Raw genomic sequence first — 15,959 nt, forward strand, 5'->3', positions numbered from 1 at the left:
GCCGGAAAAGCGGGTCGCGCCATTCGCCTCCGGCGCCACCGTCAGTGCCAGTTTTCCCCAGTCGAAACCGAAGGCGCTGACGTCCTTCGGGTAGACAAATACCTTGCTCGTGTCGGTCATCGTCTCATCATCCCTTCTTTTTCTTCGTGGTCTTGTCACCACCAAGTGTCACCGCCTTGAAATCGGCCGTCTGTTTGGCGATCGCGGCTTCCGCCGGCAGCCGTTCCATCGAGCTGGCGCCATAGAAGCCGTGCAGGCCCTTGGCATGGGAGAGGATGTAGCGGGCGTCGTCGGGCATCGAGATCGGCCCGCCATGGCAAAGCAGGATGACGTCCTTGCGCACCGAGCGCGCGGCGTCGGCGATGGCATCGATCTCGACGATGCAGTCGTCGAGCGACTTGGCCGAGGTGGCGCCGATCGAGCCGCCTGTCGTCACACCCATATGGGCGACGACGATGTCGGCGCCGGCTTTTGTCATGGCGCGGGCCTCGTCGGGGTTGAAGACATAGGGCGTGGTCAAGAGATCGAGCTTGTGCGCCTCGGCGATCATGTCGACCTCGAGCCCGAAGCCCATGCCGGTTTCCTCGAAGCTTTGCCGCATGCTGCCGTCGAACAGGCCGATGGTGGGAAAGTTCTGCACGCCGGAAAAGCCCATGGTCTTCAGCTCTGCCAGCAGCAGCGGCATGATGACGAACGGGTCGGTGCCGTTGACGCCGGCCAGCACAGGCGTGTGTCTGACCACCGGCAGCACCTCGTAGGCCATTTCCTTGACGATCTCGTTGGCATTGCCATAGGCGAGCAGGCCGGCGGCCGAGCCGCGCCCGGCCATGCGGTAGCGGCCGGAATTGTAGATGATGATGAGGTCGATGCCGCCAGCCTCCTCGGCTTTCGCCGACAGGCCGGTGCCGGCGCCGCCGCCGACGATCGGCACGCTCTTGGCGATCATTCCCCTGAATTTCTTCAGTATATCCTTGCGCGGTATGGCGGGCATCTTTCTGGATCTCTCACTGTCTGGCGATGTCGAGGAAGGCTGATGTTGCAGCCTTTGCGAATTCCGGGTCGTTGATATGCAGCGGCAGGCGCGTCACGCGGCGCTTGCTGTTGGGTTCGATGGTGCGCTCGATGGCATCGAACAGAACGGCGTCGGCTTCCGGGTTGAAGAAGGCGCCGCCTTCGATGTCGAGCGCCGAGACGCCTTTTTCCGGGATGAGAAAATGCACCGGCCCTCCGCAGCGGGCGAGTCTGGTGCCGATCCACTCGCCGATCGCGCGGCATTCGTCCGCCGTGGTGCGCATCAGCGTGACATTGGGATTGTGTTCGTAGAACAGCCGATCGCGATAGGGCTCCGGAATGGTCGAAGGCGCCCAGAAGTTCACCATGTCGAGCGCGCCGACGGAGCCGACATAGGGCAGCCCCGTGCGAACTATGGCGCCGAAACGATCCTCCGTCGCCGGCAGCACGCCGCCGAACAGCAGATCGCAGACTTCGGTCGTGGTGATGTCGACGATACCGGACAGCAAGCCGCTGTCGGCCAGCTTTTCCATGCTGCGGCCGCCGGTGCCGGTGGCGTGGAAGACCATGCAGTCATATCTGGAACGGAGCTGGTCGGCGATGGCGGTCACGCAAGGCGTTGTGACGCCGAACATGGTGAGGCCGATCGATGGTTTGCCGTCGGGTGGCGGCGCCGGCTTGGTTGCCATGCCTACGATCGCCTGGGCGGCATTGTGCAGCACGACACGGGAGATCCGGTTCAGTCCGGCCATGTCGGTCACCGCAGGCATCATGATGATGTCGGAGACATCGACATAGGGTGCGGTATCGCCGGAGGCGAGCGTCGAGACCATGATCTTGGGCAGGCCGAGCGGCAGGGCGCGCATGCCCGACGTGATGATCGAGGTGCCGCCGCCGCCGCCAATGCCGATGATGCCGGAAATGTCGGCGCGCGACTGGACGAAGCGGGCGAAGGCGATGCCCATCGCGGCGACCGCGGCGCCACGGTCATTGCCGCCGAGCACGGCGTCACGGCCGCCGGGATGATGGTCGGCGATTTCCCTCGCGCCGATATCGACGGGGATGGTTGCGTCGCGCGTTCCGACATCGACACGACAAACGAGGGCGCCCGCAGCAGTGATCGCATCGGCCAGGAAGGCGAGCTCCTCGCCCTTCGTGTCCGCGGTACCCGCCACATAGATACGCTTCATTGCGCTCCCCCGATCCTGGCAGGCGCGATGCCGCCCCCATTGCTCATTGCCCGGGCCACTCGACGATGCGGACACCATTGCAAATTTTTGAGACGCGCGTATCGTATTGGTATGAATGTCTCACGTCAACAATCCACTGCGAGCGACGACGCTGAACGGGCAACCGGCCCGGTGCCCGAACGTGGGCCGCGCGCGCGGACCAAACGGCTGATGCTGGAGACGGCAACGAGGCTGATGCAGGCGGGCGTCACGCCCTCGGTCAGCGAGGTCGCCGAGGCGGCCGAGGTTTCCCGTGCCACCGCCTATCGTTACTTCCCGAGCCAGTCGGCACTGGTGCAGGCCGTCGTCGACGAGGGGCTGGGGCCAATCCTCACCTGGCAATCGACCTCCGCCGATGCCGAGCGCCGGGTCGCGGAGCTGTTCGATACGGCCATGCCGCGCATCGAGGCCTTCGAGGCCACGTTCAAGGCAGCACTGAAGCTGTCGCTCGATCAATGGGCGCGGCGTCAGGCCGGCACGCTGGGCGCTGAGCCCGCCTTTACGCGCGGCCATCGCATCGACTTGCTGAAAGATGCGATCGCGCCGCTCAAGAGCCGTTTGCCGCCGCGCGACTTCAAGCGGCTGGCGCAGGCGCTGTCGCTGATCTTCGGCGTCGAGGTGCTGATTGTGCTCAAGGATATCTGGGGACTGGACAGCCGCCGGACGAGGGCGGTCGCACAGTGGGCAGCCGGGGCGCTGGTGCGTGCGGCAGTCGCGGAATCGGTCGATGAAGGAGGCAGCCCCGATCCGAAGGCAGTCATGAAATAGAGCCTATCTGGTTCGACCAGATTGGCATGCACGCTACTGATCTTAGCCGTTGAGTGGGGTGTCGGACAATACCCAATCATATCACTGAGTAGGAAAATCTTGGTAAAACAGGCAGATAAAGCCGGAATCCGATGGCAATGGCCACGTCAAGCTGTCAAGAAAGGGCTTGACGCGCATGCAAAATTGGTAATACCAGATTGGATCAGAAAAGCGGATCGAAAGTGAGGGCTGCGATCCATTTTCCGGCAGGGGCGAGGAGGCTCGAAACCGGGAAGGTGCGATCACGGGAGGAACTACCAGGGCCGGCCCCGTTGCCGGCTCGCACGATAAGGTAGAACGCGCACAAGGGAGGAAATCATTATGCGCAAGTTAGTGACCAGCGCACTTGCTGGTATCGGCTTAACGCTTGCCTGCGGAACGTCCGTTTACGCGCAGGACAAAGAACTCACCATATTCTGGGCGGAATGGGATCCGGCGAACTATTTGCAGGAACTCGTCAATCTCTACGAGGCCGAGACCGGCGTGAAGGTCACGGTCGAAACCACACCTTGGTCCGACTTCCAGACCAAGGCATTCACCGAGTTCAACGCTAAGGGCAGCGCCTACGACATGGTGGTCGGCGACTCGCAGTGGATCGGTGCCGCATCCGAGGCGGGCCACTATGTCGACCTTACCGACTTCTTCAACAAGCATAATTTGAAGGAGGTGATGGCGCCGGCGACTGTCAAGTACTACGCCGAATATCCGTCGGCCTCTGGCAAGTACTGGTCGATCCCGGCCGAGGGTGACGCAGTCGGCTGGTCCTACCGTAAGGACTGGTTCGAGGACCCCAAGGAAATGGAAGCCTTCAAGGCCAAGTATGGCTACGATCTCGGCGTGCCGAAGGATTTCAAGGCGCTGCGCGACATTGCCGAATTCTTCCACCGTCCCGACCAGAAGCGCTACGGCGTCGCCATCTACACCGACAATTCATATGATGCCCTGGTGATGGGCGTCGAGAACGCCATCTTCTCCTACGGCGGCGAACTTGGCGACTATGCCACTTACAAGGTCGACGGGATCATCAACTCCGATCAGAACGTCAAGGCGCTCGAGGTCTACAAGGAACTCTATTCCTTCACACCTCCTGGTTGGGCCAAGAGCTTCTTCATCGAGGACAACCAGGCGATCACCGAGAATCTGGCTGCGATGAGCATGAACTACTTCGCCTTCTTCCCGGCGCTCATCAACGAAGCCTCGAACCCGAATGCCAAGAACACAGGCTTCTTCGCCAACCCTGCCGGCCCGAACGGCGACCAGTTCGCCGCGCTCGGCGGCCAGGGCATCTCCGTCATCTCCTATTCCAACAACAAGGAAGAGGCGATGAAGTTCCTGGAATGGTTCATCAAAGACGAGACGCAGAAGAAGTGGGCGGAACTCGGCGGTTACACGGCAAGTGCCAAGGTGCTCGAGTCGCCTGAATTCCAGAACGCCACGCCTTACAACAAGGCTTTCTACGAAACCATGTTCAAGGTGAAGGACTTCTGGGCGACGCCGGAATATGCCGAGCTGCTCATCGCGATGAACCAACGCGTCTATCCGTACATCACCGGCAATCAGGGCACGGCCAAGGAAGTGCTCGATGCGCTCGCCGCGGACTGGAACGCGACGTTCAAGAAGTACAACCGCGTGAAGTAAGCGGTACTAACGCTCGGAAGGGGTGGGAGCCCACCCCTTCCGTTTTCTTTTCTCAAGGAAGGAACTGGCCTTGGCCACTGCAGTCATGACCACGCTGGATCCCAACTCGCGCTCCGCCACCCGCGGCATGAGCGATCTCACGATCCGAAATCTCTTCATCATTCCGACGATCGTTTTCCTGATCGTCTTCAACATCTTTCCACTGCTCTATTCGCTCGGCTATTCGTTCACCGACTTTCGCGCGTCGAGCCCGGCGGCGGCCAATTTCGTCGGACTGCAGAATTACCGCGAACTGCTGAACGACCCGTTCATCTGGTCGAATTTCGCCATCACCGCCAAATATGTCATCGTCTCCGTGGTCGGTCAGGTCATCGTCGGCTTTGGCGTGGCGTTGCTGCTCAACCGCGATATCCCGCTGAAGGGCCTGCTGACGACACTGCTGCTGTTGCCGATGATGCTGTCGATGGCCGTCGTCGGTCTGTTCTGGAAACTGCTCTATGATCCATCATGGGGTGTCATCAACTATGCACTCGGCCTCGGCAATTTCGAGTGGCTGTCCAACCCTGACATGGCGCTCTACGCGGTTGCCATCACCGACATCTGGATGTGGTCGCCCTTCGTCATGCTGCTGTCGCTTGCCGGCCTGTCGGCAGTGCCGAAGCACCTCTACGAGGCGGCGGCGATCGACCGCGCCGGCTCGTTCTATACCTTCTTTCGCATTACGCTGCCGCTGGTCGCGCCGATTCTGATGATCGCGATCATCTTCCGCACCATGGAGGCGTTCAAGACCTTCGATCTCGCCTACATCCTGACCAGCCAGCCAACCACCGAGGTGATCTCGATCCGGCTCTACAAGATGGCGTTCCAGGAATGGCAGACCGGGCGCTCCTGCGCGCTTGCCTACATCGTGCTGATCATGGTGCTGGCTATCACCAACATCTACGTCAAATACCTCAACAAGGTGAAGGAGCGCTGAGATGGCCGCCGTCCGCACTTCTTCCGAAATCGGCTTCAATCGCGTCGCCATCGTCGTCGTCCTTTTGGTGACGATCATCTTCCTGGCGCCGATCTACTGGATCGCCTCGACGGCGTTCAAGCCGCGCAATCTTGCCACGACCATCCCGCCGACGGTGGTGTTCCAGCCGGAGATATCGCCCTTCGTCAAACTGTTCACCAAGCGCTCGCAACTGCGCAGCGCGCCGACGCCGGAAGAGTATGCGGCAGCGCCCTGGTGGGAGCGCGTCGTCTTCGACGGCGGTGAAAAGATCGTGCGCGACGGCAAGGGCCAGGTGCAATGGTCCGGCTATCCGAGCCGCTTCATGAACTCGCTGATCATCGCCATCACCTCCACGGTGCTGGCGGTCGGCATGGGCACCTTCACCGCCTATGGCTTTTCGCGCTTCAAGGTGAAGGGGGAGGCTGACCTGCTCTTCTTCATCCTGTCGACACGCATGCTCCCGCCGGTGGTGGTGGCGATCCCGATGTTCCTGATGTACCGGGCGGTCGGCCTCAACGACACGCATGTGGGCCTGATCATCCTCTACACCGCGTTCAACCTGTCCTTCTCGGTGTGGCTGATGAAGGGTTTTATGGATGAGATACCGAAAGAGTATGAAGAGGCGGCCCTGGTCGACGGTTACACGCGCATGGAGGCCTTCTTCAAGATCGTGCTGCCCGAGGCGGCCACCGGCATCGCCGCCACCGCGGTGTTCTGCTTCATCACCGCGTGGAACGAATATGCCTTCGCACTGATCATGACCAACCGCCGCGCCCAGACCGCACCGCCCTTCATCCCGAGCCAGGTCGGCTCGGGCCTGCCGGACTGGACGGTGATCGCCGCCGGAACCTTTCTATTCCTGCTGCCGGTCGCGATCTTCACGTTCCTGCTCCGCAACCATCTGCTGCGCGGCATGTCCTTCGGAGCGATTCGCAAATGAGCTTTCGTGCCATCAACCAGAAATATCTGGAGCCCGGTTCGCAGGTGCTGATGGTGCTCGGCATCATAGCACTCTGCCAGCCCTGGAACCTGTTGTTGCACACATATGGCCTGACCATCATCCTGATCGGGCTGGTCGGCTTCAACGTAACCTCCAAGATCGCGCCTGAGGAAAAGGCCGGCACCGGCCAGGTGCGCAATCCGGGAGCACAGCATTGACCCAGATCGAGCTTCGCGGCGTCCAGAAATTCTTCGGCGCCGTCCAGGTCATCAAGGACCTGAACCTCAAGATCGCCGACAACGAGTTCATCGTTCTGCTCGGCCAGTCGGGCTGCGGCAAGACGACGACGCTGCGGGCCATCGCCGGGCTGGAAACGATCGACGAGGGCGACATCCTCATCGACGGCAAACCGATCCAGCATCTAAAGGCCGCCGACCGCGACATTGCCATGGTCTTCCAGTCGTTCTCGCTCTATCCGCATATGAGCGTCTACGAGAACATCGCCTTCCCCTTGCGCGCCACGCGCAAGAGCAAGACGGAGATCGACAGCGAGGTTCGCTCCGTCGCCAAGACGCTGCAAATCACCGATCTGCTGGACAAGAAGCCATCGGCGCTCTCGGGTGGCGACATGCAGCGCGTCGCCATTGGCCGGGCGCTGGTGCGGCGGCCGAAGGCCATGCTGATGGACGAGCCGATCGGCGCGCTCGACGCCAAGCTGCGCGAGGAGATGCGCGCGGAAATCAAGCGGCTGCACATCAAGCAGGGGTCGACAACCATCTATGTGACGCACGACCAGATCGAGGCGATGAGCCTCGCCGACCGCATCGTCATCATGCATGAAGGCGTGCTGCAGCAGGTCGGCTCGCCCGACGAGGTCTATTCGCACCCGGCCAATCTGTTCGTGGCGCAATTCGTCGGCAGTCCGGTGATGAACGTCGCCGATGCGGCAGTCGCCGAGACGGCGTCCTCGGTCTCGGTGACGGTCGGCGGGGCTCCCGCCGGCTTCGAGTTCCCGCGGGCGCTGCTGTCGAAGCTCAACGGCCATGCAGGCGGCCAGCTCGCGCTCGGCATCCGGCCGGAAGGCGTTCTCATCCGCCGCGAGGCGACGGAGGGGTTTTTGCCGGTCGAGACGCAGATCGTCGAGCCGCTTGGCTCCTTCGACATTGTCGATCTCAAGGTCGGCTCAAAGATGCTGCGCGCACGCACCAAGAGCGGCTTCGTCGCCGGTCCCGGCCAGAAGGTGTTCGCCAGGATCGATCCGGCCCAAGCGCATTTCTTCGACACGGCAAGCGGCAAGTCGCTGGGAGTGAGATTGTGATGGCCGAAGGACACGAAAGGCCAATGACTTGGCCTTTCGAACAATCGAACGCCCGGAGCTATAGCGGAGGGCAGACACCCTCGAAAAAGAGATCGGGACGATAGACATGGCCCATATCCAGCTCAAGAACATCTCGAAGACTTTCGGCAACCACACTGCGCTCACCGGGCTCGATCTCGATATTGCCGATGGCGAGTTCTTCGTGCTGCTGGGCGAGACGGGCGCCGGCAAGACGACGACGCTGCGGCTTATCGCCGGCCTGGAAAAGCCGAGCGAAGGCCAGGTCTTCATCGACGGCGTCGACGTCGCCGACTGGGGTGCGGCCGAGCGTGACGTGGCGCTGGTGCTGCAGCAATACTCGCTCTATCCGCGCTACACGGTGCGCGAAAATCTCGAATTCCCGCTGAAGCCGAAAATTCGCCGGCTGCCCGACGCCGAGATCAAGGATCGCGTCGACCGTGCCGCCCGTACGCTGCGGATCGAGCACCTGCTCGACCGCAAGACGGATCGGCTGTCCGGCGGCGAGATGCAGCGCGTCTCGATCGGCCGCGCCATCGTGCGCAAGCCGCGTGTGTTCCTGATGGACGAGCCGCTGTCTGCGCTCGACGCCAAGCTGCGCGAGGCGCTGCGGACTGAACTGAAGAACCTGCAGATGCAGCTCGGCGCCACCTTCCTGTTCGTCACCCACGACCAGATCGAGGCGATGTCGATGGGCGACAAGGTCGGCGTGCTCAACCATGGCCGCATCGTTCAGACCGGCACGCCGCACGAGATCTACAACAATCCGCGCGATACCTATGTGGCGAGCTTCGTCGGCTCGCCGCCAATGAACCTCATCGACGGCAAGCTTGTGAACGGCCGCGCGGTGATGGCGCCGTTGAACTTCGAACTGCCTTTTTCGGGGGGAGCCAAAGCGGGCGGGGCGACCGACGGTCGCCCGCTCGTCTTCGGCATTCGTCCCGAGGACGTCTATCTCGAGAGCGGCGCGCCGGTCGAGGCGCATGTCCACGACGTCGAGAACCACGGCGTCGAAAAGATCCTGACGCTGCGCGTCGGCGACGCGACACTGCGTGCCACCGTGCCGGCCAGGACCGACGTCGCCATCGAGCAGGCGGTGCGCTTTGCCTGGAACCCCGACAAGGTGGTGCTGTTCGACAAGGGCAGCGGCGTCAGCTTGCGGCACGCCTCATAAAGCGCGTCGCGCTGAAACGGATTCATGCGACGCGCTTTAGGTCTTTGTTTTTGTGCATGTCGTTCTCCCAAAACCGAGGTCACTTTTGGGCGACATGCGTGAGGCCGCATCCCAGCCTATTTCTGGAAGTAGGTTTCGTAGGGCGTGTCGTTGATCAGCAGGATCACGCATTCCGTGTCGGAGACGCAGGCGTCGTCATGCATCTCATTGGCTTTCTGGGTCCAGTAGGATCCAGGAGGCAGTTCGACCTTGGTCGCCTCGCCGCCATCCATCTGCCAGTGCGCCCACAGCCCCTTTATGACCACCGCGCGATAATCCGCGGTGTGCGCATGGACCGGTGCACGCCAGTTGCCGGGAACCTTCAGCAACGTGCCTGCCGGGCCCTTGGCCCGCTCGCCCCACAATGGGCCAAGACGATGCGGCTGGTCGGGTACTTCCGCCACATAGGGGATCTTGTCGGCCGGCAGGTAGCTGTCCTCGAGGGCAAAGGCGCGCCCGGGAACCGCAAGCATGACGGCGAGTGCGATGACCTTCAGATGATCTGGCATGGTTCTCCTCTTCGGACCGACTGGACGCCGGCCTCTGGCTGCCTGGTTATGGCAAGCTATTGCATGCGGGTGGCCCGGCAATGGCATTGCGTCCGGAAGGCTTGGCAATTCATCCAGACCCGGCAATTCATCCAGACCCTGCGATCCATGGCCGCGGATCCGGGATCGCCTCAGCGGTTTTCGGAGCTGCCGTCGACGGTGCGCAGGTGGCTGGGCGCGATGCCTATGATGCGCTTGAACGCCCGGCTGAACGACGCTTCGGAATCGTAACCCAGTCTGGCGGCGACCACCGAAACCCGCATCCGATCATCGATCAGCCATTGCCGCGCCTGGTGCATGCGTATCCGGGCGACATATCTCGCCGGTGTTTCGCCAACGACGGCCGTGAAGCGTTCGGCGAAGGCCGATCGCGAGGCGCCCATTTCGCGCGCCAGCGCTTCGACAGTCCAGTTCCTGTCGGGCTGCAGATGAATGGCGGCAACTACGCGGCCGATGTCGCGATCCCTGATCGCCGCGATCCAGCCTCTGGTGTCGCCGCCGCTGTTTTCCACCCATGAACGGATGATGCTTGCAGCCAGTACGTCGGCCAGCCGCGCCAGCATGCCGCCGGAACCGGCGCGGTTCATGGTGATCTCGCCGGCCATGGCTTGCAGCAGATGCGGAATACCTGGCTCGCCAGCCATCAATTCCTTGGCGCGCATCATGTCCGGCATCATGCCCAGCAAGGGGTGCGATCCGTCCAGGTTGAAGTGCATGCTGCCGCAAAACAGCAAGATTTTCGGGCCGTGGCCGCCATTGGAGACATTGAAGACATTGTCCTGCAAAGGCTCGACAGTGTAGCTTTCGATCGGCACGGCAGGAATGCCAGGCGCGCTGGCAACGACATGCTCGGCGCCGCGCGGCAAGAGCAACGCATCGCCGGGTGTCAGCTCAATCCATTCTCCGGCTGGCGAGAACAGCCAGCATCCGCGGCGGCCAATGAAGTGAAATCTTGCTGCCTTCTGGGCAGGAAACAACACGGCCCATGGCTCTGAAAGTTCGCAGCGGCCATAGTCGACGCCATCAAGCCGCAATCCGCGCAAGATGTCGGTGAGCGGACCCTCCGAGGCCGGCAAGGCAGTCTTGGGCGAGGTGAAAACCATGCGGATTTTTCTAGAGCAGTTCATCGTTTAACGGAAACGTTGAACCGCTCTATCTCTTTGTTTTGACGCAATTCCGGACGGAAAAACCGCTTCACACTTTTCCTGGAATTGCTTTAGCCTGGAATCACCAGTCCGTCACGGCCTCCATGCGTCGGCTCAGGGCAACGAACTCGGGTCAACGGGTTCCTTCGGAGCTTTCGCCAGGCGTAGGGACGGAGCATCAAACGAAAAACCCGCCTGTGCGGCGGGTCACTGGCGCAAATCAGCACCATAGACAGAAATGTAGCATAGCTGAGGTCACCGAGTCAAGAAAAAATTCCTATCGCGAAAAGCTGCCGGGACCACCGAACTGGCTGCTGCCTTTGGCAAGCTGAGTTCGAAACCCTGTGCGTCAGCTGGCCTGGCGGATATCGGCCTGTTCCTCGGCCCGGAGATGGCTGCGCGCCGAGCCGATGACGCGCTTGAAGGCGCGGCCGAAGGCGGCATCGGATTCATAGCCGAGACGCCAAGAACCATCACGGTTTTCGGGCCGGCGCCGTTGTGATGGCAGCGACGAAGCGGTTCAGGCTGTCCTCGACATAGGCGGCCACTTCGATCGCCGGGTCAAAGCTCCACCACAGCAACGAGCCTTGCCAATGCGAGGCCATCAGCAGGCCGATGTCGCGTGGCGGGTTGGGCGTCTTGGCAAAACAGGCTGCAAGTGTGTCGCACAGGAACGCCTTCCAGGCCGCACCCCGCGCCCTGAGCACGGGATCGCGCAGATCCTCGCGCAGGACAAGCAGGCCTTCGGCATAGGATTCGATGCCGCCATAGGATTGCGACAGCGCCACCAGCAACGCGACCGCACCGGTGGGGGTTCTGGGAACGGTGGCTGCCAGCTTTCTGGTGTTCTCGTCGAGACCGTCCCAGGCGTGCAGCAAAGTGCGCTGTTTCAGCTGCACCTTGTTCTTGAAGCGCTGCACCAGCGTTGCACCGGAGAGACCGCAGGCCTTTGCCAGACGCTCGAAGGTGAGTGCTTCGGGACCATGCTCGTGGATTAGCCGGTGCGCGGTCTCCAGCACCTGCTCGTCGGACTGGGTTTTTGGCCGTGTCATCTTGACATCCCGATATAACCGAATGATCATTTATATATATGGCGCGAACAGCACAAGCCAGCCTTGTCTGATCGATGAGTCCGTTTTTGGGAGAGTTCAATGACGCTGCAAGGGAAAGTTGCTCTGGTCGCCGGCGGGACGCGCGGCGCCGGACGGGGCATAGCGATCGAACTCGGCGCAGCCGGCGCCACCGTCTATGTCACCGGGCGCAGCACGCGCGCCCAGCAATCCGAATATGCCCGGCCCGAAACCATCGAGGAAACAGCGGAACTGGTCTCGGCGAACGGAGGCAAGGGCATCGCCGTTCAGATCGATCATCTGGTGGCCGACGATGTGCGCAAACTGGTCGAGCGCATCCGCACCGAACAAGGCCGGCTCGACATACTGGTGAATGACATCTGGGGTGGCGAGAAACTGTTCGAGTGGGACAAACCGGTCTGGGACCACAATCTGGACAATGGCCTGCGCATGCTGCGGCTCGGCATCGACACGCATCTGATCACCGCGCACCATGCGCTGCCGCTGTTGATCGAACGTCCGGGCGGGCTGCTCGTCGAGGTCACAGACGGCACGGCCGAATACAATGCCGATCACTACCGGCTGTCGCCATTCTACGATCTCGCCAAGGTCGCGCTGACGCGCATGGCATGGGCGCATGCCCAGGATCTCGCAAAACACGACGCAACGTCCGTGTCGCTGACGCCCGGCTGGCTGCGTTCGGAGATGATGCTGGAAGCCTTTGGCGTGAGCGAGGGCAATTGGCGCGACGCCACCACTGAGGTGCCGCATTTCGTCATTTCCGAGACGCCACGTTTCGTCGGCCGCGCCGTTGCGGCTTTGGCGGCGGATCCGGACCGCTCGCGCTGGAACGGACAGTCGCTGTCCAGCGGCGGGCTGGCGCAGGTCTACGGCTTTACCGACCTCGACGGCTCACGGCCCGACGCCTGGCGTTATGTTCCCGAGGTTCAGGACGCCGGCAAGCCCGCCGATGCGACGGGCTATCGATAGGTAATTGGTTCCTGCGCAATTCCGGACGGAAAACCGCTGCGCACTTTTCCTGGAATTGCGTCAGGCGGACCGCCCGTCGAAATCGAAGACCGACAGGGTCGAGGGATCGAGATCGGCCACGCAGTTGATATTGATGTAGGCGCTGCGTTCACGCCCTTCGCGGACATCCTCTGCAAAGGGATGGATGCCGCAGGCCCGGCAGAACCGGTGCGCGATGGCATGGTTGCCGAATGTGTAGGTGCCCAAATCGTCGCCCCAGGCCAGGACCCGCAAGGTCTCATGCGGAATGGCACACAGCAGGGCGCCCTTGCGCGTGCAGATCGAACAATTGCACCTGATGGCACCGGTCAGTTCGGCCTTGAATTCGAAGGCCACCTTGCCGCAGTGGCAGCTGCCTTTGTAGAGCATCGGGCTTTTCCTCGTATTCGACAGGGTGCAAAACTGCCTGCGCCGGGTTAAGTCTGGGCAAGCCATGCACTGGCCGCACCCCCTTAAGACGTTCGAGGCGTCCGGAGTCCGACACCGAAAATGCAATCCGTTCGTGATCATCTGGAAATCATTCTTGCGCGCCTCGCCGCCCGTGCCGGCGAAGAGCACGTGTTCACGAAGCTCTATGCCGAAGCCGCACGGGCCGCGGCTGATGCCAGCGATGCCCGCAAGCGGGCAAGTGTGACGCTAGGGCCGCTCGACGGCACCGTCGTCTCGATCAAGGACCTGTTCGATGTCGCCGGCGAGCCGACCACGGCCGGTTCGCTGATGCGCAAGACCGCGGCGCCCGCCCAAAGCGACGCGGCCATCGTCAGCCGGCTGCGGCAGGCCGGCGCGGTCATCATAGGCAAGACCAACATGACCGAATTCGCCTTCACCGCGATCGGCGACAACAGGCATTTCGGCACGCCTGGCAATGCCGTGGACGCCAGCCGCATTCCGGGCGGCTCTTCCTCGGGCGCAGGCGTTTCCGTCGGCGAGGCGACAAGCGAAATATCGATCGGTTCCGATACCGGCGGTTCGATACGCATACCGGCTTCACTCAACGGTGTCGTCGGCTTCAAGCCGACAGCGCGACGTGTGCCGCTCGCCGGCGCGTTCCCATTGTCCGCCACGCTGGACTCGATCGGGCCGCTTACCCGAACCGTCGCCCAGTGTGCCGCCGCCGACGCCGTGATGGCCGGCGAGGTGCCGACCGCGCTGGCGCCGATTGCCCTTGCAGGGCTTCGCATAGGCATTCCGCGCGGCGTCCTTTTCGAAGAGACGGAAGACGAGGTGGCGACCGCGTTCGACCGCTGCCTTGGCAAGATCGAGCAGACAGGCGCGCGGATCGCCGACCTGTCGATCGACGATCTGCTCGCCGATTTGCGCGCGGCGACCAAGCGTGGCTCGATCGCTGCGATGGAAGGGGCCGAAGTGCATGCCGACTGGCTGGCGACAGGAGCGTCGGTGCCGGTCGACCCGCATGTCAGCGGACCTTTGTCGCGGGCGGCAATGCTGCCGACGCCTGTCTACATCAGGGCAATGCGTCGTCGCGCAGCACTTGCCGCCGCCATGGACGAGCGGCTGGCATCGGTCGATGTGCTGGCTCTGCCGACCACGCCGGTGACGGCGCCGACCATCGTCTCGATGGCTGACGACGCCGAGCTGCGCGACCGCACCGAGGGCCTGCTGCTGCGCAACACGCAGGTCGCCAACCAGTTCGATCTCTGCGCGATCTCGCTACCGATGCCGGGCACTCCGCTGCCCGCCGGATTGATGCTGGTGGCGCGCAACGGGCATGACCGGCGCCTGCTGCGGATTGCTGCCGAAATAGAGCAGCTGCTTGGCGCGTGACCAGGGCTGAACTGCCTATCAGTGCGACGAACAGTGCTTGCGTTCGCTGTCCTTGGCGGTCCGCACGATACGGGTCGCGACCAGCCAGGGCAGATTGTACTTCTCGCCGGTGATGGTCTGGGGTGCGGTGCTCGATCGAGCCCCTGACGACGATCTTGCCGGCATAAAGCGCGTCGGAAAGATCGGTTATCGCCTTGTCGGCCTGCGGCAATCCGCTTGGATCGATCGAGACGCCCTTGATGATCGCCCCGGTGGCAAGGTCGAGCACGCTGTTCGACGGGCAGGGCGCCTTGAAGCAGCGCAGTCCGTTGTCGCAATAGACATAACTGCTTTCGGCCGCGAATGACGGCATGGCGCAGAGCGAACAGACGACGACTACCAGGAATGCGAGCCGTGGATCGGCATGGCTCTCAACGTCGCGGAGAATTGGGGCGAAACCGCGATGTGTTACGGGCTCGCCGGAAACCGCCGCCGATAGTGATCGACCACTTCCGGATTGCGCAGATTGACCGGCAGCTTGTTGGCCAGCACCAACAAGGCTTCACCCGCCGCGCCGACGCCCATGCGCATCATCGATTCCTCGGTGATCCCGGCCAGGTGCGGCGTGATGATGACATTGTCGAAGCCGAAATAGGGATGGTTCGACGGCAGCGGCTGTGTCGCAAAAACATCGAGCGCGGCACCGCCGATACGGCGTTTCTGCAATGCCTCGATCAGCGCATCGTCATCGATGACCGGTCCGCGCGACACGTTGATCAGCAGCGCATGCGGCTTCATGCGGGCGATCCGCTCACGGTTGATCAGGCCGCGCGTTTCCGGCGTCAGCGGGCAGCACAGAACGATGATGTCGCTCTGCTCGACGAGAGCGTCGATCGACAGGAAGCCGACCTTGTCCGGCGCCGGCTGCATGCTGCGCGTCGTTGCCACCACCTTCAGGTCGAAGCCGTGCGCCGCGATATGGCCGACCGCCTGGCCAACGGCGCCGAGGCCGACGATGCCGATCGTCTTGCCGGCAAACTCGCTGTTGGAATTGGCGTGCTCGCGGCCGGCAAGCCAGCCTTTGGTGCGCAGGTCGCGGTCAACGACGCGGAAGTTGCGCAGCAAAGCCAGCGCCGCGAACATGACGTGCTCGGCAACCGAGCGGGCATTGACCGCCGGCACATTCGCCACCAGCACGCCGGCGGCCGTCGCTGCTTCCATGGGGATCATGT

17 protein-coding genes and 1 pseudogene are annotated in these 15,959 nt (G+C 62.5%); 9 read left to right on the forward strand and 9 right to left on the reverse strand.

Features of this window, described 5'->3' with window-relative positions:
- The 3 genes and pseudogenes from EN964_RS38390 to EN964_RS06560 form a co-directional block, all read right to left on the reverse strand.
- Positions 1-120, reverse strand: a pseudogene (locus EN964_RS38390) (cupin); the annotation flags it as partial.
- Positions 121-127: 7 nt separating this feature from the next.
- A complete protein-coding gene (locus tag EN964_RS06555) occupies positions 128-991 on the reverse strand; it encodes a phosphoenolpyruvate hydrolase family protein (RefSeq protein ID WP_127268330.1) in 864 nt (287 codons plus the stop codon).
- Between the two features lie 13 nt (positions 992-1,004).
- Positions 1,005-2,201 (reverse strand): Tm-1-like ATP-binding domain-containing protein, encoded by a 1,197-nt coding sequence (locus EN964_RS06560; protein ID WP_127268331.1) that lies wholly within the window; start codon positions 2,199-2,201, stop codon positions 1,005-1,007.
- Between the two features lie 111 nt (positions 2,202-2,312).
- Between EN964_RS06560 and EN964_RS06565 the strand changes: the two genes are divergently transcribed.
- The 7 genes from EN964_RS06565 (at position 2,313) to EN964_RS06595 (ending at position 9,132) form a co-directional block, all read left to right on the forward strand.
- The gene (locus EN964_RS06565) at positions 2,313-3,008 is read left to right on the forward strand and encodes a TetR/AcrR family transcriptional regulator (protein ID WP_127268332.1); all 696 of its coding nucleotides are present in this window, start codon (positions 2,313-2,315) and stop codon (positions 3,006-3,008) included.
- A gap of 360 nt (positions 3,009-3,368) precedes the next feature.
- Entirely contained in the window at positions 3,369-4,685 is a 1,317-nt protein-coding gene (locus EN964_RS06570; protein WP_127268333.1) for an ABC transporter substrate-binding protein, read from the forward strand.
- A gap of 70 nt (positions 4,686-4,755) precedes the next feature.
- Complete coding sequence (locus EN964_RS06575) at positions 4,756-5,661, forward strand: carbohydrate ABC transporter permease (protein ID WP_023812446.1); 906 nt, start codon at positions 4,756-4,758, stop codon at positions 5,659-5,661.
- Between the two features lies 1 nt (position 5,662).
- A complete protein-coding gene (locus EN964_RS06580; protein ID WP_127268334.1) occupies positions 5,663-6,622 on the forward strand; it encodes a carbohydrate ABC transporter permease in 960 nt (319 codons plus the stop codon).
- Entirely contained in the window at positions 6,619-6,840 is a 222-nt protein-coding gene (locus EN964_RS06585) for a hypothetical protein (RefSeq protein ID WP_127268335.1), read from the forward strand. The genes EN964_RS06580 and EN964_RS06585 overlap by 4 nt, the downstream gene beginning before the upstream one ends.
- Entirely contained in the window at positions 6,837-7,940 is a 1,104-nt protein-coding gene (locus tag EN964_RS06590) for an ABC transporter ATP-binding protein (RefSeq protein ID WP_127272298.1), read from the forward strand. Before EN964_RS06585 ends, EN964_RS06590 begins: the two co-directional genes overlap by 4 nt.
- 106 nt (positions 7,941-8,046) lie before the next feature.
- The gene (locus EN964_RS06595; protein WP_127268316.1) at positions 8,047-9,132 is read left to right on the forward strand and encodes an ABC transporter ATP-binding protein; all 1,086 of its coding nucleotides are present in this window, start codon (positions 8,047-8,049) and stop codon (positions 9,130-9,132) included.
- Between the two features lie 116 nt (positions 9,133-9,248).
- Here the strand turns inward: EN964_RS06595 and EN964_RS06600 are convergent, their stop codons facing one another.
- From EN964_RS06600 to EN964_RS06615, 3 genes are all read right to left on the reverse strand, one after another.
- Positions 9,249-9,680 (reverse strand): DUF4437 domain-containing protein, encoded by a 432-nt coding sequence (locus EN964_RS06600; protein ID WP_127268317.1) that lies wholly within the window; start codon positions 9,678-9,680, stop codon positions 9,249-9,251.
- 170 nt (positions 9,681-9,850) lie between these two features.
- A complete protein-coding gene (locus EN964_RS06605) occupies positions 9,851-10,822 on the reverse strand; it encodes an AraC family transcriptional regulator (protein ID WP_164748935.1) in 972 nt (323 codons plus the stop codon).
- A gap of 515 nt (positions 10,823-11,337) precedes the next feature.
- Complete coding sequence (locus tag EN964_RS06615) at positions 11,338-11,916, reverse strand: TetR/AcrR family transcriptional regulator (protein WP_236383011.1); 579 nt, start codon at positions 11,914-11,916, stop codon at positions 11,338-11,340.
- 99 nt (positions 11,917-12,015) lie between these two features.
- On the opposite strand from EN964_RS06615, the gene EN964_RS06620 reads away from it, so the two are divergent.
- Positions 12,016-12,924 (forward strand): SDR family oxidoreductase, encoded by a 909-nt coding sequence (locus EN964_RS06620; protein WP_127268320.1) that lies wholly within the window; start codon positions 12,016-12,018, stop codon positions 12,922-12,924.
- Positions 12,925-12,984: 60 nt separating this feature from the next.
- Here EN964_RS06620 and EN964_RS06625 read toward each other — a convergent pair whose 3' ends face one another.
- A complete protein-coding gene (locus tag EN964_RS06625) occupies positions 12,985-13,332 on the reverse strand; it encodes a GFA family protein (RefSeq protein WP_127268321.1) in 348 nt (115 codons plus the stop codon).
- Between the two features lie 120 nt (positions 13,333-13,452).
- Here EN964_RS06625 and EN964_RS06630 point away from each other — a divergent pair, with 120 nt between their 5' ends.
- Positions 13,453-14,748 (forward strand): amidase, encoded by a 1,296-nt coding sequence (locus EN964_RS06630; RefSeq protein WP_127268322.1) that lies wholly within the window; start codon positions 13,453-13,455, stop codon positions 14,746-14,748.
- An 18-nt stretch (positions 14,749-14,766) separates the two neighbouring features.
- On the opposite strand, the gene EN964_RS38395 is transcribed toward EN964_RS06630, so the two are convergent.
- Together EN964_RS38395 and EN964_RS06640 are read right to left on the reverse strand one after the other, a co-directional pair.
- Positions 14,767-14,913, reverse strand: a complete 147-nt coding sequence (locus EN964_RS38395) for a hypothetical protein (RefSeq protein WP_236383014.1) — start codon at positions 14,911-14,913, stop codon at positions 14,767-14,769.
- Between the two features lie 282 nt (positions 14,914-15,195).
- The coding region (locus tag EN964_RS06640; protein ID WP_127276260.1) for an NAD(P)-dependent oxidoreductase at positions 15,196-15,959 on the reverse strand (764 nt) is incomplete at its 5' end.

Origin of the sequence: Mesorhizobium sp. M7A.F.Ca.CA.001.10.2.1 (genome assembly GCF_003998575.1) — a bacterium.
In the GTDB taxonomy this organism is placed as follows: domain Bacteria; phylum Pseudomonadota; class Alphaproteobacteria; order Rhizobiales; family Rhizobiaceae; genus Mesorhizobium.